This is a genomic window from Flavobacterium gawalongense, assembly GCF_007097265.1.
Taxonomy (GTDB): domain Bacteria; phylum Bacteroidota; class Bacteroidia; order Flavobacteriales; family Flavobacteriaceae; genus Flavobacterium; species Flavobacterium gawalongense.
On record NZ_VJZP01000012.1, the window covers coordinates 31,649 to 54,839 of the forward strand.

A 23,191-nucleotide genomic window follows, 5' to 3' on the forward strand; every position below is an offset into this window, starting at 1 on the left:
GTGTTTGCGTCTGTCGCCCCTTGTTTTTTCAGCGGTTGCTCTTTCGCCCAGCCATCGGGGTTTGCTCCGTTATCACTTTGCATTTGAATAAGGAACGCTAACGCTGATTTATATTTTTTCCCCGCCGTTTCACGCTCCTAGTCCTTCTCTCCACTTCGCAAAAGCTACGTTCCGTTCTCGGTCTAGGGTGTCTGTTCGATGCCGCAACACCGCGTGGCGCTCCTCGAAAAAAAATTCCGTAAAAACTCCATTTTTTTCTGCGGTGCTTCGGGGTGTTATTGTAAAGCCGTATAATCGCCAAAAGGCTATGCTCATTTTTTTGGAAGAATGCCAGGGGAATTTAGTGCAAAAAGAGACTTTACGTTTTGGCATTCTTCCAAAAAAATCGAGCGCACAATTAAAGACAATCAGGGAAGTTTAGGCAAAATCGGAATGCCCGGGCTTTTTTGGAAACTTATTTTGATGGAATTGAAATCTTATTTTTTTTCAGATGAAAAATAAAAATCTGCAAATCCAATCGAGCTTTTTTTTTCAACTGAAAAAGACTATTTTTGAAATGAAAATGTACGTTCTTTTGATAGATTGAGTAGGGATTTTGAGCAAAACTAAGCGCTCGCGCGAGGCAAATATTGAGCAGGAATCTATTGGTACGGATTTCAAGGCCAAGAAAAAGACGATGAGTTAAAGGGAGAAGGGAATTCTTTGAATTATACTTTTAGGATGCACGACCCGAGGGTAGGAAGGTTTTTTGCTAGAGACCCACTTTTTAAAGAATACCCTTTTTATAGCCCTTATGCCTTTAGTGGAAATAGAGTTATTGATAAAGTAGAATTGGAAGGTTTGGAACCAGCTGATTATGATTTTGGTCAAGACCCTTTAGCTGGTGTAAGGGTGATAAAAACAGTTGCACAAGATTTAGAAATAGCATCATATAATGCGGTTACTTGGTTACATGCATACGCAAATCCATTTAATTCAAACACGGGAACAAGAAGTATAAAGGAAAAAGTTGTTAGAGAAGATGGTTTTACAGATGTTGGCAGTAGAACTGTAAAAACGGGACTTAAAGATAGGGTAATAGGAAGTCTTGACGTAATCGGTGCAGGTTTGACTTTATATGGAGGACCTTCTTCAGTTGGATTAATGGTTAAATCTGAAAGTAGTTCATCAATAAGTAATACCTCTAAACAAGTAATTGAGACTTTTATTCTTAAAATAAATGGAAGATTTCCAAGAAATTTTTCCTTTGCAGGTAAACTTATGAAGTTTGAAGAGGGTACTATCTTAGCTAAAAAGTATTCTATTGGGGTTAAATTTAAGGAGACTGGATTTCCTAACTTTAGTCCTTTTTCGAAGAAAACAGTAGATATAGGACAATTGAATAAAAACATAGCAAAAGACTTTCAACAAGCAAATAAGGCAGCAGGTTATTCTGAAACTCCAGCAAATTATACGTGGCATCACGTAGAAAATTCTACAAAATTAGAATTGGTTCCGAGTGATTTACATAGCGCAGTACCTCATACAGGAGGTAGAGCAACTAATGCTCCTAAAAATTAAACTAACAATAATAATATGAAGTTAAAAGAAACCTTTGGCAATATTGACGAAAGTGAAATTTTAAATTTTGAAAAAAATATAGGTAAACAATTACCTCCAGAATATAGAACGTTTTTAATTGAAAATAATGGAGGAAGACCAAAACCTAATATTTTTAAAACTTTAAGAGGTGAGTATGAAACAGATATTCAATTTTTCTTTGGTATAACGAAGGGGAATTATGATTTACAGGAAAATTTCCAACGACTAAAAAATCATGTTCCTTTTGAATTTATACCGATAGCGGTTGATAGTGGAGGTAATCGAATATTATTAAATTTGAATACAAAAGAAATTTATTTTTTTGATTCAGAAACTGAAGAAAGGTATTTAATTTCGGAAACCTTTAAAAATTTCATCAAAGGGCTATATAATTTAAAAGAGGAACAAAGTGAATTAGACAAGGCAATTTATTCACAAAACATTTTTTATTTTAAATCTTGTTTAGAAAAAGGCGAAGACATTGATAATATTGTAAATGAATTTAATCAGACAATGGTTACTGTAGCATCTTTAGGAGGAAAGTTGAAACTATTGAAATTTTTTATGGAAAACGGAGCCAAATATGAAATGGCATTATTTAATGCATCTAGTAATGGACACATTGAGATAGTTAAATATCTTTTATCAAAAGGAGCAAATCCAAATGAAAGGGATGTAACGCAAAATGATGATACTGCTTTAATACAGGCTTGTTTTGGCGGTTATCTAGAAATAGTAAAGCTTTTGATAAAAAATGGGGCCGATATTAATGCAAAAGATATTAATGGTCAAACTGCATTAGATAAGGCCTATTGGTCAGATAATCAAGAGTTAATAGGTTATTTAGAAAATGAGGTTTATATCTAACCGATGGTGATAAGATGTTTTCTGTGTTCGTAAAGAATAACAAGGAGCTTGTCATGAAAAATTATTTTTATATACTGGCCGTTTTTGTGTGCTTTTCATGTATTAGAGAAAAAAAGTGCAATATAGTTCCCATCTCTTTAGAAGAAATGGATACAAAAAAAATTAAAGGAGATTTTATTTTTAAAAGTAAAAATGGAAATATAGATACTTTATCATTAATTGATAATTATGATGTTCTGACAAATAAAGAAATAAAATCTCCAACAAATTATGTCCGATGTAATCATTCAATCGGATTTGATTATTTATCTAAAAATAAAAATGGCATTATTAAAATAAGTCTAAAAAAAAATGAAGATAAAGAATATACGTTTTCGGTAGTTGGTTTTTGTGTTGATGAAGATTTTAAAATGAACCAAACAGAAGTAATTAAGGATTCGCTATTTATTATAAAAGTTGATAGTTGTGAGAATTCTAAATTTAAAGAATTAGCCTTTAGAAAGTTTAAACTTGAATATTTTATCACCCAAAATGGAGATATTTGGAAACCAATAAAATTTATACCAAAGGATTTGAAAAAATAAATAATTACGTAAACAAGAACCACTCTATAAAAGAAGTGGTTTTTATTACATTTACACACGTTCTTACATAGAAAATCTGGCTTCTTTTGGAATGCTAATTCCCAATAGACATGGGAACTCAGGAGCTTATCGATACGGATTTCAAGGCCAAGAAAAAGACGATGAACTGAAGGGTGATGGGAATTCGCTGAATTATACGTTTAGAATGCACGACCCGAGGGTGGGAAGGTTTTTTGCGAGAGACCCACTTGAAAAGTCGTATCCTTGGAATTCTCCGTATGCATTTAGTGAGAATAGGGTAATTGATGGTAAAGAATTGGAAGGATTAGAGTATTATCAAGCTATTGATAGTCCTCATGATGCAGACATATTAGATTCTTTTAGCCCAGGTTTTGCTTTCAGTTCTGGCATGGCAGCAATTTCTAATACAGTAAGAAAGGCAACAGCAAAATTATATGGGGATACTTCTTATACTCGTGTAACAGTCAAAGTTCAAAATTATGTTGATATATTTTCAGGGGCAGAGTCATCTGGAACTATTATTGAAAATGAACAAGTTAATATGAACAAGGCTTCTGCTAAAGATGGAGTTTTGGATATTGTAGAGACTCTAGGGAATGCTGTTGGGTTAGGAACACAAGCTAGAGGTTTAGCGAAAGGAGCTGGTGTACTTTTAAGTAAAGGAGCATCAAAAGGAACGATAATAAAACAAACTGCAATTAAATCTTTCGAGGAACTTGCAAAAGTTAATAAAAATTCTAATGTTGCGGAAGGTCATTTTATTTTGTATCAAATCGATGATGCTGATGAAATTTTAAAAATTGGAAAAGCAGATGCCGGAAGAACTACAGCTTTAGGAGACCCTGTAAGAATGAGAGCTAGTGAAAGAGCAGCCCAAAAGACAAATCCAAATGCAAAAGCAAGAATTATAGAAGATTTAGGAAAAACAACAACTGGTAAAGCAAAAGATGTCGAAGCTACCACAGTTAAAGCTAAAAGAGCTTCAGGGCATAAATTACCATTAAATAAAGAAAGAGATATAAAATATCGTAATTAAAAGTTATATGAAATCAAGAGTTTTATTTTCCTCATATGTAATAGATTTTTTAGATATTGATTTTAATTCAAATCTAATTGAAGAAATAATAAAAGATGAAACAGATGAAGTTTTACAGAATGTGAAAGATGAGAATTTGGAAGATTGGGAAGTAGTCTTTTTATTCAGATTCAATAATACAGAAAGGATTTTAATCTCTAAAAATAGATTTGGTTCTGTTGCAAGTCAAAAGCAAAAAGAGATAATAATCCATATTCCAATTCCAATGAAAGACGTAGTTTCATGGGGAGTAAATAATGAACAACATGTATACAAAGATGCTACTCATTTAAATCATTTAATGAATAATTTCAATACATTAGAAGTTGATTTTAATGATTTTAATAATAGAACAGATTATATAATTGATAGTGCGAGAAGAGTAGTCAAATTTTGTTTTGAAAATGGATTTACTGTAAATGGTGTAAAAATATTGAAAAAATAAGATAGAAATTAAATAGGACCAAATAGAAAATTGTGTTAATTCTGTCTAGGAAAACCAATTTATACTCTATAAAAAATAAAACCTAATACTAGATACAATTCTGGTATTAGGTTTTTATAATTAATAAAAGAGTTAATAATTGTTCATCCTTGCAGAGATTGCTATTAAATTATATATATTAAACTAGAAAAATAGTCATCTGAAAAATAATTTTATAAAAATTACAAAAAAGTGAATATATTTGTCAGAATATATTTAAAAAAATATAAATTTACAGAACCAAAAAACAAATTCAGAAAAAACTCAGTTTAGTAATGGAGTCTTTTCTTGTCTTGAATGTAATTTAGAATGAATATATTCATCAGGAATAGCCTGAACAAATTACATCAAAAGATATCAGCCATACTTTATATCAAAAAACAATATCGATATTAGCAATACAATGATTTTTAATTAACAATAAACTTTAAAGAAATGAACAGAATATTTTTGACAATAACATTATTTTTGAGTACTATCGTATCCCTTTACTCACAGTCCTTCGAAGGAACCATAACCTACAAGAATGAGTTGATAAATCCGGATCCAGCGACAATTACACAAGAGACTTGGAACACCCAAACAATGACTTCACTTGGTGAAAGGGGTTATATTTTACTAAAATATTATTACAAAGGAAATCATTATATGTCTGAATCAATAGTGGGAAATGAGGAAGGATATCAAATGTATGATCCAATAAGTAAATTAGTTTATGATTGGCAAAAAGGTTCCAGTCAAGCAACAGCAAGTAATACTACAATTTCTACAGAAGTGGTTTCAGGGATAGAATATTTAAATGATAAAGAGACTATTTTAGGAATAGAATGTAACATACTGGTTATTACCTCTAATGAAGGAACAATGAAACTATGGTATAATAAAGAATATCTAAAAATGGATGCTTTACTATATTCAGGACATAAAAGCGGCAATTTTGAATATATACTAAACGAAATTGGATGTTTACCTCTTAGAATTGAACAAAAAGGTAACATGACGCATGCAATACAAACTGCTATAGAAATTAAAGAGCAGAAATTAGAAAATACTATATTTACATTGCCTACTTTTAGTAAAGTAATTAACTACTGAGGTAACAACTTAAAATTTCGCAGACCAAGCAAATACATTTGCTGTTCAATAAAATGAAAATGCTTTCCGTGCCTATAAATCAATTTAAAAATAGAAAACTACAATCAAATAAGTTGTAGTTTTCTGTTATTAATACGTTTCTAATTTACTATATACTTTATCAATTTCTTCATCGATGTAAGCCTGTGCGTAATGTACATAGCGATTAAAAGAACTACTTGCATAACTATGCCCACTTATTTTTCGTACCAAGTGTTCTGGCATGCCCAAAATCAGCAAGGTAGTTACAGCGGTTCTTCTCATCATGTGAGAACTCATTTTATCACAAAAACGATTTTTAGAGTCGTCTGTCTTTTTTGTTATTTTGTGGGTTTTACCTTGTTTTTCGCGAGAAACTTCAACAGGAGCTGTAAATCCAGCCTGTTCGCCTATTTTTTTTAGGCTTTTATTAAAGAGAGTTAGGCTTGTTTGCCCAAAAACTGATACTTTGCTATTTTGGGATTGGTATCTTTGGTAAATAATCACTGCATAGGCAGGCAACTTAATAAAACTAAAGGTTTTTGTCTTTTGAGATTTGAGTTTAAGATACCATTCGCCCTCCATCTTTTCGAAGTTTTTATTGGTTAATAAGAAAACATCTGAATAACGTAATCCTGTGGTGCAACCAAAAACAAAAATATCTTTTATGCGTCTGAGTCCTGGGGTAAGCATTTGCTCAAATTCTTTGTCATGAATTAAAAATTTGAGTTGCTCAGGCGAAAGCACAAAAATTTCAACTTCTTCCTTTCTTACATAGAAAAAACGTTGAAAATCACCTGTGGATAAATCTTTGTCATTCTTTAAGTAATTAAAAAAGGCACGAATGATCTTTATATTAGAACCTACATAATTGTCATGACAGTCTTTTTTATATAAGTAATCAGTAAACTTTAGATAAAACTTTTTCCAGTAATTTTTCTCAGAAAGGAACTCTCGTTTGTTCAGTTTAGAAGCGTCGCAAATACGTAATTCAAACTTGGTGTCGTTTGAAAATCGCGTGAGGTTTGTCAAAAGATGATCGTAATTTTGTACGGACCCGGGTTTTATCCTTTCACCATTTTTCTTGACCCGTTTGCCTGTTACTGTTTCTTTTATAAACCGCTTGAATAAAGGAATAATAAGACTTGTCTTTTTCATAGTAAGGTTTTGTATCAAATGTACAATTTTATATGAAAGTTGAAACAAGTTGAGCTTTAATGGAAAACTACAACTTTTCAGGGTTGTAGTTTTAGTCTTTATCATAGAATGCGCAGCACATGCGACAAATTTATTCTTAATAGAACACTTGTGCTGAGCTGGGGTTAACTCAATAAATGCTTAGAATCATAATTTGCTATAGTATTAGATAACTTTAAAGGTGAAATACCATTCATATTTTCAATGTTTTTATCAGCCCCATTAGAGATTAAAATTTTAATAAAAAAGGGGTCGTCATTTCTATAATTCATAATAGCTTGACATAATGGAGTGTTTCCGTTCTTATCAATAGTATCAATAACTACTTTTAAAGAAATTAGTATCTCTGTAATTATCTTGTTTTTTGTAGCAATAGCTAAATGCAAAGCACTCCTATTTGGTGATTTTGATTGGACGGCGTTTAAATCAAATCCTCTTTTAACTAACTCATCTATAAAAATTTTCGGACTGAAATTAGATGAATTCTGACTGGTTGAAAGAATATAGTTGTGCAAAATATTATCACCATTTCTATCAAAAGAATTCACATCAAAACCCTCCAGAATACTTGGTAAATCATTATCGTTACCTTCCACCATTAACAATTTTATATCTTGAACACTTTTCATTTTTTTTATTAATTTAATGTATTTAAATTGCTTTATAACCCTTTAGTCTTTGCTCCATGACTACTATTACTAGATCCAGACTCATAGCCTAGATTACTTATATCATTATAATCTTTAATAACTTGATCTCTGGTTTTAAGCCAGTTTTCAGGATTTTCCTGATATTGCCTCCATGTTACATTTTGATGACCAATATGCTTTTTACCTGTTATAGGTTTTAATGTTTTTGCATCAATAAAATTACCATTCGCATCTTTTGGCGTATTTGCATCTAGATGATCTATCGTTGATTTCCACCATTTAGGCCTTGTTTGTAAATTTTTAGGCAAACTCTCAACTCTTGTTAACTTTAGACTAGCTTCAGTAGCTTCTAATGATGGCCTTGCTATTTTTAAGCTATTTTTAGCTAAACTTTTAACAGCAAATTTACTTAATCCTTTTACAAGATAGTAACCATCGAAGATAAAGCCCTTATTGAGCAAGTTAAACTTATTCAAGAACTTGAACCCGATGAAAAAAATATGGTCTTTAAAATGGTTGACACTTTCTTAACGCAAAAGAAATTCAAAGACTTCTTTAAGAAAAATGTAGCAACACTTTAAAAAACAAAAGCAACCCATTTACGGGTTGCTTTTTTGTTTGATTATGTTTGTGGCACAAGCGGTTTTAAATTACCTCCGAAGATTCAAACCTTCTTTTTTGCATCCATTAACATATTCAGTAATATCATTAAATAAAATATCGTATGCTTCCTTATTATTGGTTTCTAGATTTATCAAATATTTCCCAACATTAAAAGTTATTTCACCTCCTGTAGAACCTGACGAAATACATAAATCAACATCATTTACCACATTAGGAAACTCTTTTCCAATCTTTTTTTCTACTATGTCCAACATTTTTAAATAATCCATAACTAATTTTTTATTGGTGTAATTAAATTATTTGTTGTACCACCGGGTTCAACAACTACCTCTATCCCTTTTCCATTATTTGCACTTCCTGGTGCAGATCCAGCTTCTCTAGTAATAAATTTCGCATCTTGTTTAAGTGTTGCAGTTTCAATAAAATTAGCGTTTTTAACATTTTTTAAAGGCACATTATATTTTTCAGCATATTTGACAGGGTCTAATAATGGATTTTCTAAACTCCAAAATTGCGCTTCTGCACCTTGTTTAGAAACACCTTCTGTACCAACTCTATAAAGTGTCGCTCCTTCTTGAGCTTTTAATGATCCTAACAACGCTTCTTTACTACTTGATTGTACGGCAGCTTCATAACCTGTTTCTATAGCAGATAGGACTAGTTTAGATTTTTTAAAAGCTTGGTAAACTTTAGCAGCTTTTGCAAAAGCCATTTCTGGAAGTATAACCATTGGAGCTTCTTGAAATCCATCAATTACGCCTCTTGAAATAGCTAGACCTGGATTTACACCTCGATATTTATTTACTTGGTCTTCTAAATTATCAGACCTTATTTCTGCTTGAGGTCTTGCCACTTTAGGTAATCTCGCAGTAAATTGTAAATAACGATTGTTTGCTGCTTGCTCACTGGTGTATGCTCCAACATAAGGTCCAACTTTTTTTACAGTACTTCCCCCATCAGCAACCCAAACATCTTCAAGACCTTCGAATTCAATACTTGCAATAACTTTATTTCCACTAAACGAGTATGGTGTATAATGTGGATATTCTTTAAATAATGGATCAATGGCAAAAAACCTTCCAACCCTCGGGTCGTGCATCCTAAAAGTATAATTCAAAGAGTTCCCTTCGCCTTTCAACTCGTTGTCCATCTCCTGCCCCTGGAACCCATATCGATATGCTCCTGAGTTCCCATGTCTATTGGGAATTAGCATACCAAAAGGGTAATAGTCACTAAAACTAAGAACGTCTGGATTGAATTGAGTTACTATTTTAGAATTATCGGCAATTTTTTTATCACTAATAACCACTAATACGTTCCCTAGATGATTGCTCAATTCAAAGCGTTTGTCACCTACCAAATTTACATAATTTTTATTAAACATTGCTTTGGTAGCAGGATAAATTATACTGGCAGGGTCTAGATAATTAACAATTCCATTATTGTCATCATCTAAAATGTAGGCTGTTCCAGCGGGCGGATTAGGGTATCCCATACCTCCTTCGGTAGTTTCCCATGTGGCATAACCATCTCCGTCATCATCAACGTCTAAATAATCAGGCAGGGTATTAATAATCAAATTGGGGTTATTAACGTTGGTATCTGAATTACTATTTAAAGCATCTGTGGGATTGTGATCATTATTAGGGTCGGCATTTTCATATTTTGTTACTATACCGTCACCGTCATCATCCGGGTCTAAATGATTTGCTATTCCATCACTGTCTGTGTCATGGGCAAAACCATTTGAGTCTATTTCATACAAGTCATATATACCATCACCATCGCTATCAGCCAGACAAGGACCTAATTGTCTGTTTGCACTTGGACTAACCTGCATGCTAGTTTGTTGGCTTTCTTCTTGAGGATTACTATTTGTCTCATCATTAAAACTAAAACGATGGGATATGTCATTATTGTAATTTAGACTTTTTATTTTATAATTGTAATAACACATATCCATAGGCAAGGTATTCCCTTGCATACTGCCCAAGGTTGCTTGTCCCTGAGCTGTTATGGCAGGCATTGCAGTGGCAGCAACTTCATTTTGCCACATCAAGGCTTTTTGTGTACCTGCACCGTTTACATATAAATAATCATAATTCAAATGCCCTTGATGGTTGTAATTAAGGGTGATTCCTTTTTGGGCATTTAGCACTGAGGTAAGTCCGCCTGCGATAGTCGTTTCTCGTTTTATGATTTCATTTGTAATAGTGTTTTGTCTGTACTGAGTTAGATGTGCCTGAGGTGTATAACCTTCATTGCTTTTTATCATACTTAAATTTAACTCATTGGCTACATTATAAGTAATGCTGCCTTGACGACTAAGACTTATTTGGGATATTATATTCCCTGGTTTGCCTAAATCTAAAAATATTGAAGCCACATTAGAAGATACAGAAGCGTATAGTAAACGAGTTCCTATTTTGTAATTCATAAGACCATTGTTTCTTTCTAAAGAGCAAACTATACCTGCAGTAGCAGTTGAATATGGTCCATAAAGTTGAGAACCATATTCGAGATAAATTTTATTGTTTAAAATTACAAAGCCATATTGTTTCCCATCGATAATAAAGCCAATTTTATTGTTATTTTCTTTGGTAAAATCTGTTAATTTAAAACTTAGACTACCGTTCTTTCCTAATTCAAGAGTCTCAGAAAGTGGAATTCTCAAAGAGGCATCATCACTGGTTGTTGTACAAACGTTCTCTCTACTTAAACTTATTGTTTCAGGATTGGGTGACACTGCTGGATTAGTAACAGCGGTCACACATTCCGGCAGCGGTTGTTCACTGCTTAAAATGGGTACAGGGATGAAATTATCACTTGAAGATATGTATTTCCCCATATAGGCAAAACTGCCTATATGATAGGTTCCATTAGCAGGATTATCCAGTACTTTAACTAGGGTTTCCATTTCGATGGTATCATCATCTAAGACAATATTTTCTGAGGGTTGTATTTCCCATTGTGCACTGGTATTATTATTTAATCTAAGGGCATAATCTTTAACAATATTCACAGCCGTTTTAGGTAACATAGTAGTATGTACCCATTTGTTTTCATTGTTAGTACATGTGGTACAAGCCATAGCAACATCTTGTATATCCTCTGTAGGTGCTACACCTGGAGTTTGTACTTTAAGATTATAAACAATCTGATTTTTTTCTTCTAATCCCAATCGACTGCTGCCAAATAAATGATGCTCTTTTATTCGCATTACAGCCGTCTTTTTATTCCCTGAATTGCTTTCGCTTAATTGATAGACACCCAAAACATTGCCTTGCGCATCACGACTGTAGTAGGTTGTTTCTTTACTTGTACTGTTATTTTTAATATCAGTGTTTATTTTTGCAATTCTATTCCCTAAACCATCGTACTCAAAGGTAATTGTATTAGTGATGTTTTGCACAATAGCTTTACTTGGATTATTCAAATTACTAAAACTTCCTTTGTTGATTTTTTTTATTTTACCGTCAACACGCCATTCTATCGTTAGTTCTTCTTTTTTATCCATTATTAACTGCCCTATTTTATCGTATAGGTAGTTGTGTGAGCGATCATTATCGTTAGTATAAGATGCCGTAAGATCCTGATTCTTTAAATCAACATTAAATCCGCTATCAGTTATTTCATCATGTACTAAGGCCAATTGATTTGTTTTACTGATATAATTGTAGTTTAATTGGTCCATTGATTTTACCACTCCTGTATTATCAGGAGCCGTACGATTTAAGGTTTTTATATTTCCATTACGATCATAAGTATATGAAGTTTGATAACTATTAGTGTAGGCTGAAGTTATTTGATTAATAGCTTTACTGGTCATCCCTTGTATGCGGTTGAGCTGATCGTAACTGTAATTGTTTTTTTGTACGGCTATAGGTTCGTTTTTAAAATTTCGAATAGCGGTTGTCATTTGTTTAATGTTACCATTATACAAGTTTTTTTCGTTACCACCATTTGTGTCACGACTATATTGTAAAGGTTTAAAAGTTGCACTGCCATTATCATTTGCAATTGCCTTGTAATCTCCATCGTAATAGCTTAAACTGTATCCAAAAGTATCGGCTACTTGAAATGGTGCCCCCACAACGCCATCCTTACCTATATCATTGTTAGGTTGTGTTAAGTTTTCACTGTTTACCGCTTTTAACCATCCTTGTAGTGTATAAGCGTAATCAATTCCTTGTATGTTATCGTTTCCTAATTCTGTTCTGGCTAACGGACCGTGAGGATAATAGTTGTATTTAGCATCTGTTTCCCAGATTTCACCATCGCTTGAGGTTTCTAAGTTTACTATTCGGTTATCAGCATCATAGCTGTAACGGTGTATAAATTGGTCATCTTTTTTAGGTTGAAAAGTAACACGGTTTACATTACCACTAATTAAATCATATTCATATACCACTCTTTTTAAGTAGGCTTCACAGTCATTTTGTTGATTTAATTCTAATTTACCTTCTGTACAGCCTAAAGATTTCAAATAGGCATTATAGGTTACTTGTTCTTTTACGTTACCATGTACATCGTAGTTATACAAAATAGCATTATTGAAAGCTTGGTTTCCATTTTCATGGTAAAATATTCCAGTTACCCGGTTGCGATTGTGTTTAACTGAAGAAGCAGATTTGAATAAACTTGAAGCTTTACCCGTACCTAATTCAGGATCGATATCATAAACAGTACGTGTTACTTCGCTTGTCGCTAACGAACTTTCAAACTTATTCATTATTTGTCCAGAATTGATTAATCTTCCAGTACTATTAATGCTATAATTTGGACTATTTGGATTTACTTCTCCTGCTTCTATAATACGACCTAAATCATCATATTTAGTATAACTAAATCGGTTATTAATTAATTGTTTGGCATTTTGCGATGCTATGATTCTGCCTAAATCATCATAAGCAAACTTAGTTTCGCCACCATCTGGTGTTTTTTGCCACACCAGTTGGTTTAATGTGTTGTAGCGATATTCCGTTTTATACTCATGATTAGGTAAGGTTTTATTCTCGTTTAATGTAGTATTATTTACTCTATTTTTGTTTACTAAATCATTTACGGTATTTCCCCCTACAACTTCTTCTAAGTCAAGACGTCGTACTCCTTCAGGAGGAACGGTTTTAATTAAATTTCCAGCTTGATCATAATAATACAAAGTATATTGGTATTCTTTGTCAGTATAAGTCAGAGAAAAATTTTCAACTACTTTGTCAGTGGCTGCTTTCAAATAATCTCTTACAAAGTTTTCTTGTAATTCTAATATATAAGCGTTGTATGCTTCTTGTTGGTATATCTCGGCATTCAATTTAGAAATAATTTCACATGGATCTCCCGTTGCAATAACTGAAGAAGATTCAACTGGTTGAGTAGTAATTGATGAACCACAGGTACCTTCACTAGTTACATAATCTTCATTAACAAACTTATTCCAAAACTTTCTGTCCGATTGTGTAACATTAAAACTGCTTTGGTTGTAAGCTACATACAAATCTATAGCTTCTTTAATTTTTTCATATCCATAATTTAATTTAGTGTTGCCAAATTCTCCCAAAGTGATGTAATTAAGGTCATCAACTTGGGTTACATTTAATTGCTCTATATAATACTTATAAGAATCGATTAAATATTGATAATTGTTATTGCAAAACTGATTACGATCAGCTGCATAATCATTTATTTTTTCTTTATTAATAATCCGTAGCGAATTTCCATTTGAATCATAATTCATAAAACTCAGGTAATCTTGATAAGCCTCATCACAGGCTATTGGTCTTACAGTCTGAGGGACGCATAATTCACATTCTGATTTTTCTCCACTATCTGCAAATACATAAATTTGATCTAAAACATTTTGGGAATTTTCAGAATTATGATCACTATCTATTTGCATCACTGCTCCAAAGTACCCGTAACCTTCTCCTAAATATGTTAACTCATTATTAAATCTAAATCCTAATCCAAAATCAAGATCTAATGCGTTATCTAAATTAAAGGTTTGTACATCTGTCCAAAATATTTCTTTATCAGAATCTAAAATTAACTTCTTATCAATATTTGAATATTGCCCATTATTTATAAATGGAGTTATACTGGCTCCAGCGATAACGGGAGTAGATGTACCAAACACTAACGATTTGAAATCTATAGCATTATCTATTTTATAATTAAAATCATTTACATCAAATGAAGCAGGATAATAATTATTCCATGAAAAAACATTATAAGCTGGGTAATGTTCATAATCGTAATAATTAATATCATTAGAATGATCATAAACTAAATTTTTATTTGCTAATGAATAACTTTTACCGTTGAGTATAATTTCTACATCATAATCTTCATCTTTCCAAGAAAAATACCATTTTGGTGAATACCCTGGTACGTTCTTATCAATTACTCCATCTGGAAATTCTCCTTGATTATCAGCATCAGCTATCTTTTTAATTTTAACTTGCATATCAATTTTATCATATCTCTTAAAAGATATTCCTTTAGGATAAAAATTCATATCCTGATAAAACAATTTATTTGTATAACCTCCTACTGTACCAACTCTATTAATTTGTCTTCTTAAATTAACCCACGGAATATAGGTATTACTAAGATCGCAACAATCAAATTTTAATCCAGTAGCTGTTACATCAAGTTTTTGATAAGGACTTTCAATAAAAACACCAGGAGCAGGAGGAGTTTCTTTGGGAATATAAAAGTAAAACTTATCATTTTTGAAAGCATCTTCAAAAAAAAGTGCATCAAAATTCATTGTCGCTGCCTGATTAATAAAATAGTCTGGAATAGCCATCGTAAAAGTAGCTTCAACTACACCTCTAGTTCTTATGGCATAGGTATTAACTCCTGTTTTTTGCCAAGTTGTAGTAATATCATCACTATAATTTGATTTAGTTTTATCAACATTATCTGCAAAATAATCTGTTAAATATGAATTATAATACGACGAATAATTTTTTAACAAAACCTCAGTTGTACTATTAATTTTTTCATTTTGTAATAATTCATTCACAAGCCCTAAAAAAGCAGCCTTAAACTTATTTTTTATACCGCAGCCACCTTCTTCTTCGGATGCACTATTTATATCCAAACGTTGACCTATTAGATCAGCAGTAGTACCGCACTCCCCTATGATAGCATTTGTATGCCCCTTTAATACTATTTCTTTTTCAATATTATTTTCAATTACAACTGCTATTAGCTCGAAAGCAAAATTTCTATTTTCAGGATCAGAAGCCATTTTATCATAATAAAATTGTTTCAGGTTTTTTATCTTCCATGAAGTACCATAACTACTCCATTGCAAATCATCACTTTCTAAAGAAATAATCCCGTCAGGAATATTAGAAAAATGCATTTCTAGGTTTGTGGAATTTACAAGAGCACTTGTTAACATTAGACCATCTGCCGGAAATGTACCTCCTAAACTTAGCAATAAATCTTTAGTAAGGTATTGAGCCTTGAATTGGTAATCAGACAAAGATATTGGATTATTAATTTTAGTATCTTTAAATAAACCATTTAAAAACAGATCTAAATCTAATAACATTGGACAATTTCCTGTCTGTTTATAATATTCAGCATCTACTTTGCTTTCTAATTCTATCAGAGCTTCTTGTGCCCCAATACCTGATTTATAGCCAAAATCGATAGGAGGAAAACGTTTTTCTTTGGTTCTTCCATTTGCATCTTCAACAGAATAATATGTTGCATTAGAATTTGAACAAAAAGATTGATTAACAGTATATCTGAAATTAGAATAAAAACGAGGATGTAAAGAACCATAATATGAATTATTAATAGTTTGACTACCAATACATTTATTATAAGTTCCCTTATCATAGGCATATTTAGCAATAAAAGTTTGTTTTATCTTTGCCTTATATGACTGATAATATGTTTTATAAACATTCCATACTTTATCTTTTTCTTCTGTCGTTAGTGAATTAAACGATAATTGGGTAAAATCACAGGTTTGATATGCATTACACATAACTGTCATTATAGCAGCTTGATACATTGTCGCTCCTTCGGTGGTGTTTTTTAAAAAAGTATCATATTGTGAATTAAGCGCATAACTCATAATTTCTTTTCTTAAATTAAAAGTACCCCCATCTTCAACATTAAGAAATTGCGTCTTAAAATAAGGATCGTTATTATAGATACCTGTGAGATCTGAACCAAAAGTTGCTTGTGCTTGACTATAAGTGGTAATGGTTTCTAAGTATCCATCGTACGCATCGCTTGTTAATTTTTTAGTTACTGTTCCTCCATTTTCTGAAATGTATACTGTTGATTCATTTTTACATAACTCATTAGAATATACTAAATAATCATACTCTGGGTGATAACCAATTAATGATTTTGCCCAGGAACTATTCCAAGAGGCAATAAAATCACTTACATTTTTTAAATATTGTGGTCGTATGAAGGTTTCATTCTCGATTTTATTTTCAGATCCAGTTACTATTTCAGGGCTATACGATTTTGTATTTTCATCATAGGTTAAATTTATTAATGAGGGCTTACCTTTTTCGTCTAAATAAGCTGGTATGTTATTTTCATCTACAGTAAGAATTGGTTTTCTCCAATTATTTCCTGAAGAATTACCTTTGTATATGATTTTATTGTTCTCATTAAATAAACTTAGTATATCCCAATCTATTACAGGTGTATCCAGTTTGGTATCGTCTATATTTCCATATTGACCTCCTATAGAAACATCTTTTAATAGGGCAGATTCATTGAAATCGCATGAACTTACAAATGTTGGTCCACAAATCTTATCACATAATGAAACTAATTGTGTCCATTCTTTACTAAATTCCAGTACTTTGCTATTTACATCTTCAACGGTAAAAGGCAAGCCAAAATTAATTGAAGTAACTCCACTAGGTAAATTTAAATTTGCAGCTAATGGCGTTCCAGACAATACTATGGTACTGTTGTCGTTTTCCGGAATATTGTATGTGAGTTTTAATTTGTCACTTATAAACTTAGTTTCAGTTCCTGCGCTTTCTCGACATTCATCACAAGTAACAACACAGTCTTCGGTAAGATTACTTTTTTTAAATTCCTCAGGATTTATATACGATCCGGAATTTGGATTAATTAAAAGTGAAGTATAATCTCTCAGATGTTCTTCTAGTTTTTCATTATTAACCTTTAACTCTTTAGTCAAGGTATAAGCTCCTGTATTTAATAGAATATCATCAGAGGTAATTGTACTTGACTCACTGATTTTTTTATTTTTGGTCTCTGGAGAAAACTTTTCAGTATCGCATTGATCCTTCAAACTTATACTTAATTCATATTCAACAGGATAAGCTTTATTTACCAATTGGGGTGTAAAACTAGGTAATTGATTTACTGTATAAATTATTTTATGATTAATATTATTTCCAGCAACACCTAACTGACGGGAATAACTTAAAATATCATTATAATCAGAATGAGCTCCAGTACTGTTTAAAAGATTGTTGTCTAATAGGGTATCAACATCACCGCTATTATTTTTTCCTAATAAATCTACTGTTATTGTTTTATGTAAATTTGGATTCTTTTCGTCATCCAACCCCGTTAAACTTAGGGGGTTATCTCCTGCCAAAGCTGTTGCTATAGTTCTTCCTTGGGGATCTATATAACTTACGCTTAATTGAGAATTTGGATCTTGCACTATATTCTTTTTATAGTGGGAATCATATCCAACTTCATATCCAAATAATCGATTCAATTCCTTTTGGTTAGGAATTGTGTAAATGTATTTCATCTCATGGCCAGTACCTAATTGATGGTCTTCTCCAACACCACCTTTTCTACTAATCCGACCTGTATTATCCGGGGTGTATTCTACTTGACTAAAAGGATACATTTTAGCATCAGGGATAAAATTTCTAAAAGGCGAATTTATATCGTTTTTTGATGAGTAATATTGAGATGCCCCTTGATTATCGTTAATTTTCGGTGTCTTAGTATCACATAAAATAGAACTAGATAAATCATAATCAAAATCAGAATAAGAAAATAATTCATTATTTAAATTAGTATTCATTCCCTTATAAAAACGAATAAACTTGTTTTTTATAGGTGTAGGTAAAACTTCAATGGCCGCTCTACCTTGTGCATCATAAATCACTTCTCCTACAATTGCATTATCTTCGGTATTTATTTTGGTTACTGTTTGACGGTTTCTTAATGAGCCATCAAAATAACTAACTACCTCTTTCTTTTTACCTTGCTCTGCATAACTAGCTTGAAATTGCCAGTTTTTATCTTTTTCGTGTGATTTAACTTCTATAATTCCATTACTCCAATCAGAAATGGTATTTTTATTTTCAATTCCAGTGCTCCATAATCCATAGCAAACTTGATTGGTATTGTTTAGTAAACGACCAACTGCCCTTACTCTAAAAATCACATATCCATTAGGATAAATAAGTGGTATTTCATAATTCAAATTTGCTGTCTGAATACGCGTGTTATTTAATTCAAAATCTCTATCATTAAAATTAATTTTGTCTGCGGATAGTTTTGAATTTATATCTGAGTTACTATAATTATCTACCCAAGTCCATTCTAACTCATATTCTATTGCTCCAACTAATTTATCCCATGCAAATTTTAATGAAGCAGGGCTTCCATCTAAATCATTTTCAATTTTAGCAACTACATGAGGTAATTGTTGAGTAATTTTATAATAACGTTCCGTTTCAAATCCTAACTCTAAAGTGATACTTTGATTTATGTTTGTAGGTGTTGTTTTTTTTATTGACACTGTAACACCATATCTATTTTGCAATGTATGAAGATCTATATTTTTGTACTCTTTTCCATTATCTTGACGGTTATACTCGACAACAAATAAACGTTCATATTTTGCGGTAATATCCTTACTTCCATCAGGTAACAATGGTGTTATTTCCAAAAGTACTTTTGTAGTTCTTTTATCGTGTGGAATAAAATCTCCATTGTCCCTTAAGATTATATAAGCTTTTGGATTTATTGAGACATGATTAGGTACAGTAATTTCTGAATCAACTAAAGTATAGGTTTTTATTACATCATTACCATTAACTTTAATGGGACCATTTATATCTGTAGCTCCTCTATAGACTTGTTTTTGTTTATAAAAATTGTTTTGTCCATACGTAAAAAACGACGAGAAAATCATTAAAAAAATTACATATCGTAAATATGTTTTTTTGGCTATGTGTAAGGTAGAATTATTCATAAAATACTTCGGTTATGATTTATAGATAGTATACCCTAAATAATTATGGGCCGGTTTGATTTCATTTCCTTTTATTGATATATAACTTTCGTTTCGGAATAGCTTACTCTCTTTTTTCTCATTTCGAGTACGTGCAGAAAAAGAAATCTCAATTCTAGGCTTATTACTGATTAATCTTCCTTTGGAATCTTTGGAATCAATCTGATTAGCCAAATACAAAATTTGTTTTATGACATGGAAATTTGTTTTACGGATTTGAAAAATTATTTTGTAAAACGGATTAACTTCATTATCTTTTTTAGGAGTTATTTCACAAACAAAAAACTCACCCTTACTAGAAATTAATTTTGCATTAAACTCTTTTAAATAACGATCTACTACTAAAGGATTTTGTAATGTAGTTTCATCGCTTTGAATCATTGCAATTACTTTATTGACATTATCGATTCTAATTCCATAGGGTGGTAAAGTAATAATTTCTGTTTCTTTTATTTTAATATAACTAGAATTATCCTTTTTTATAATATACCCTTGGTACTTCTCAAGTATTTTATTCGTTACATAATCGGCATACATAATATATTGGCTGTTGTATGAAAAATAACTACTTTTTTGATAAGCTAATGATGCTTTTTTGATTATATCGTTAGCATTATATTTACTTTCTTTTTCTTGTGAAAAACTTAAGGTACTAATGAAATAAAACATTAAAAAACTGGTTTTTAATGTTTTGGAAAACTTATAAGATATCATATACTATTGTTTTTTTGCATTTCCACTACGAGTTTCTTGTATTGTAAACACTCCTTTTTCCGTTTCTTTTTTTATTCTTATTAAGCCTCCTTCTAAATCGTATTCATAATAAGTTGAATAATTATTTTCATCTAGTTCTGCCATTAAACGCTGTGTTTTTTGATCATATACGAAACTTTTCATACTCCCTTTACTAGGAATTATTCTCACATCATCAAAATAGGTAACTCTTTCATCATTATTTGAATTTACCAATTCCAGAAAAAAATCATCCGCAGTTTCTGGAACAACAAATTCACCAGTAATACGTTGCCAACCGTCTATTATATTTCCGGTAGGAAAAAATGATATATTATCCCGTTTGTTCTTATCAATTTTATCCGAAAATCCAATCAATACATAGCTGTTTTCATATTTTTTAAATTGTAAATAGGGATTGTTTTCATATTCTTCTTTTACCCATGCACTCACTAAATATTTTTCTTTGGGAACTAAATCAAAAGAAGCACAATTTTTACATTCAGGTGGAGTTGTACATCCTAGTTGATCATTTTTAACAGAAACAATATTTGAATCATCTGATTTTAAAAGCGCCCCGTCTAAACGTAAAACTCTAAAAGCAAAGCTATTGTTTCCCAATTGTCCTAATTCGCCTACGGCAACCGCATCATAAATAACATCAATTTTTTGACCTGGATTTAATACATAGCCTTCGCCAAAACTAATTTTCATCCAGTTTGCCTGTTCACAAGAAGTTTGACTCCAAGTATTCCATAAACTTTCTGTTGAACTAGAATTCTCTAGTGAACTTGCATAGGAAACACTACCACCTGCAGGTAAAGTAACTGGAGTTTCACAAGAATAATTAATGGTCATTTCACTTCCTCTCAATACTTTTTTAAATTCAGTTTGATCTCCTTGATGAGGCTTATTATTTACTAAATCGGTTACTATTAATGGAACCGATCCTCGATTCATAAATTCCATTTTGTATTGAATTTTATCGCCATTTCTCACTCTCTTTTCAGGGAAAACTTGCTGCTTTACCCCTAATGCAGTCCACTCATTATCCACAGGACACTTTACGTACATATTCGATGTTGCATAAACAATATTATTAACAACAATTTCCGTTTTACTTTCCTGACTATCTGTTTGTTCTGTATACACATTCAAGTTGTTTAATAAAATATCTCCAGCGTTAACTTCTTTAGATAATAGAGCATCAAATTCAATATATATATACTTATTATCTGTACAGTTGTAAGGGAGAATAAAATTAGGTTTTGAAGCTAAACTAATCTCTCCTGTTTGATTAAGTGGAGGACGCTGAACAAAAACATTACTATTGCTATTTGGAAAGTTTTTAATTTCAGATTGACTTTCTTGTAAATAATAAAATTCTCTGTCTAAAGGATTTGATTCATTAGTATAAGCATATCTAAATTGACCAGCATATAATATTTTATCACTTAGCAAATGCTTCAAATTGATGTTGGACAATTCAATCCTGCCATTATTTATAACTTTAATTCTAAATGTTACTGTTTCACCGGGGTTTGCATAAATTTTATTAGCAAACGTATTGGATGCATTTGTTTTGACTTTGTAATCAACTATTAAATTGGGAGTACAAGATTGGGATTTTAACTTAACTATAAACTTGCCAATTTGATTAAATGGAGTTATTATACTATCCGAATAGAAGTAATAATTTATATCCAAATTAGAAACTTGAGTATTTTTAAAATTGATATTCTTAATAAGATTTATAGGTGTATCCATAATGAAATGGACTTTTTCAACACTGCTATTTGGCTCTACGGTAGTATTCCATTTATTATTGTAATAGTAGGTTGCATTTTCAAACGGGTTACTAATCAGTTTATCTCTTAACGGAATTGGAATTTCTACCAATAAACTCGCTTTTTTATTATGATAGTCAGGAGATATATTACTCTTAATTTGTATGTAAGCTTGATCTAATGGACAAGTATCACATGGGAAATTTGAAACGGCATCGGCGTTCAATACGAATACCCCACCCTCACATTTTTCACATTGTGAATTTGAAAATTCAGATCCATTTGAAGGAGCAATTGGCACTGTATTTAAAGGAGACAAGGCACATGCTTCTGGAAAATTACCCGAAAGACTAACTGTAGGATGAGTCATACTCGTTTGTAGCACACATGTCTCACATGGGTACTGTACATATAAATCAAAATTTTGATTTATTTTATTAATTTCAGGAATACCCCATACTAATGAATTTTCTGACGGAATAACAAATGAAACCGGAGTGTACGAATTTTCTTGATATAGACCGATTAATTTTGCACAAGGAGGTAATTTAGCTGTAATTTTAGCGTCCGAAATTAGATACCTGTATTTGGAGTCAATCTCAGGATTAGAAGCCTGTATTTTATATAATATTACATTATCACTGTAACATAAAGAAGAATTGGTATTAGTTTCTTGAGTAAATATAATTTTTGCCCTGTTTAAAATATCACTCCCTTTAACTTGTTGAATTTGACTACTTATTGGAGTATTTCCAGAACAACCGAAAAGTACTTTAATTTCCTGATTAGCTTGGTCACAGGTATTTCCATTAGGAAACGCTAATTCCATCGTCGGTGCATTAATAGCTCCTCCATTGGAAACCCCTAGGGGGATTTTGTCAATAATAATTTTTTCAGGATTCTCATTATTGATAGTAGCTTCAAGAAGGATTCCATCAATATTAATTAGAGTTAGTGATCCCTTTTGAATTTCTAACCTCCCAATTTCACAATTATTAATCGAATTTAAGTTAAATTTTAAAAGAAAATGATTTTTCTTTCCAACTATCGAATCTATCGAAAATAAATTATTTTGGTCATTAGATGTTCCTCCACTTTGACTATGAGCTAAATACACTGGTAGCATTGATATGAATAGAACGAAATAGATGAGAAAATTATTTTTTTTGATACTTTTCATGGCTTTATCTTT

The 23,191-nt window shown here is 31.5% G+C and carries 13 protein-coding genes; 6 read left to right on the forward strand and 7 right to left on the reverse strand.

Annotated elements, in window-relative coordinates; translation table 11 throughout:
* The first annotated feature begins 720 nt into the window (after nt 1–720).
* The 6 genes from FNW38_RS08565 (at nt 721) to FNW38_RS08590 (ending at nt 5,707) form a co-directional block, all read left to right on the forward strand.
* A complete protein-coding gene (locus tag FNW38_RS08565; RefSeq protein ID WP_144064783.1) occupies nt 721–1,560 on the forward strand; it encodes an HNH endonuclease in 840 nt (279 codons plus the stop codon).
* 15 nt (nt 1,561–1,575) lie between these two features.
* Nucleotides 1,576–2,448: an ankyrin repeat domain-containing protein gene (locus FNW38_RS08570; protein WP_143388159.1), complete on the forward strand. Its 873-nt coding sequence runs from the start codon at nt 1,576–1,578 to the stop codon at nt 2,446–2,448.
* A 53-nt stretch (nt 2,449–2,501) separates the two neighbouring features.
* The gene (locus FNW38_RS08575; protein WP_143388160.1) at nt 2,502–3,032 is read left to right on the forward strand and encodes a hypothetical protein; all 531 of its coding nucleotides are present in this window, start codon (nt 2,502–2,504) and stop codon (nt 3,030–3,032) included.
* A gap of 91 nt (nt 3,033–3,123) precedes the next feature.
* On the forward strand, nt 3,124–4,089 hold the full coding sequence (locus FNW38_RS08580; RefSeq protein WP_143388161.1) for an RHS repeat-associated core domain-containing protein: 966 nt from the start codon (nt 3,124–3,126) through the stop codon (nt 4,087–4,089).
* Nucleotides 4,090–4,096: 7 nt separating this feature from the next.
* Entirely contained in the window at nt 4,097–4,573 is a 477-nt protein-coding gene (gene imm9 / locus FNW38_RS08585) for an Imm9 family immunity protein (RefSeq protein ID WP_143388162.1), read from the forward strand.
* A gap of 474 nt (nt 4,574–5,047) precedes the next feature.
* A complete protein-coding gene (locus tag FNW38_RS08590; RefSeq protein ID WP_143388163.1) occupies nt 5,048–5,707 on the forward strand; it encodes a DUF4412 domain-containing protein in 660 nt (219 codons plus the stop codon).
* 129 nt (nt 5,708–5,836) lie between these two features.
* Here the strand turns inward: FNW38_RS08590 and FNW38_RS08595 are convergent, their stop codons facing one another.
* The 7 genes from FNW38_RS08595 to FNW38_RS08625 all read right to left on the reverse strand — a co-directional run bounded on the left by FNW38_RS08595 (nt 5,837) and on the right by FNW38_RS08625 (nt 23,179).
* Nucleotides 5,837–6,883 (reverse strand): tyrosine-type recombinase/integrase, encoded by a 1,047-nt coding sequence (locus FNW38_RS08595; RefSeq protein WP_185963113.1) that lies wholly within the window; start codon nt 6,881–6,883, stop codon nt 5,837–5,839.
* 164 nt (nt 6,884–7,047) lie between these two features.
* Nucleotides 7,048–7,551, reverse strand: a complete 504-nt coding sequence (locus FNW38_RS08600) for an ankyrin repeat domain-containing protein (RefSeq protein WP_144064785.1) — start codon at nt 7,549–7,551, stop codon at nt 7,048–7,050.
* Between the two features lie 32 nt (nt 7,552–7,583).
* On the reverse strand, nt 7,584–8,033 hold the full coding sequence (locus FNW38_RS08605; protein WP_185963114.1) for a GH-E family nuclease: 450 nt from the start codon (nt 8,031–8,033) through the stop codon (nt 7,584–7,586).
* Between the two features lie 189 nt (nt 8,034–8,222).
* Complete coding sequence (locus FNW38_RS08610; protein ID WP_144064787.1) at nt 8,223–8,465, reverse strand: hypothetical protein; 243 nt, start codon at nt 8,463–8,465, stop codon at nt 8,223–8,225.
* A 2-nt stretch (nt 8,466–8,467) separates the two neighbouring features.
* Nucleotides 8,468–19,441, reverse strand: coding sequence for a DUF6443 domain-containing protein (locus FNW38_RS08615; protein WP_144064788.1), 10,974 nt, complete (start codon nt 19,439–19,441; stop codon nt 8,468–8,470).
* A gap of 12 nt (nt 19,442–19,453) precedes the next feature.
* Nucleotides 19,454–20,149 carry a LolA-like protein gene (locus FNW38_RS08620; protein WP_143388167.1) on the reverse strand — a complete coding sequence of 232 codons (696 nt, stop codon included), beginning with the start codon at nt 20,147–20,149 and terminating at the stop codon, nt 19,454–19,456.
* A gap of 48 nt (nt 20,150–20,197) precedes the next feature.
* Complete coding sequence (locus FNW38_RS08625; RefSeq protein WP_143388168.1) at nt 20,198–23,179, reverse strand: hypothetical protein; 2,982 nt, start codon at nt 23,177–23,179, stop codon at nt 20,198–20,200.
* Nucleotides 23,180–23,191 lie beyond the last annotated feature (12 nt).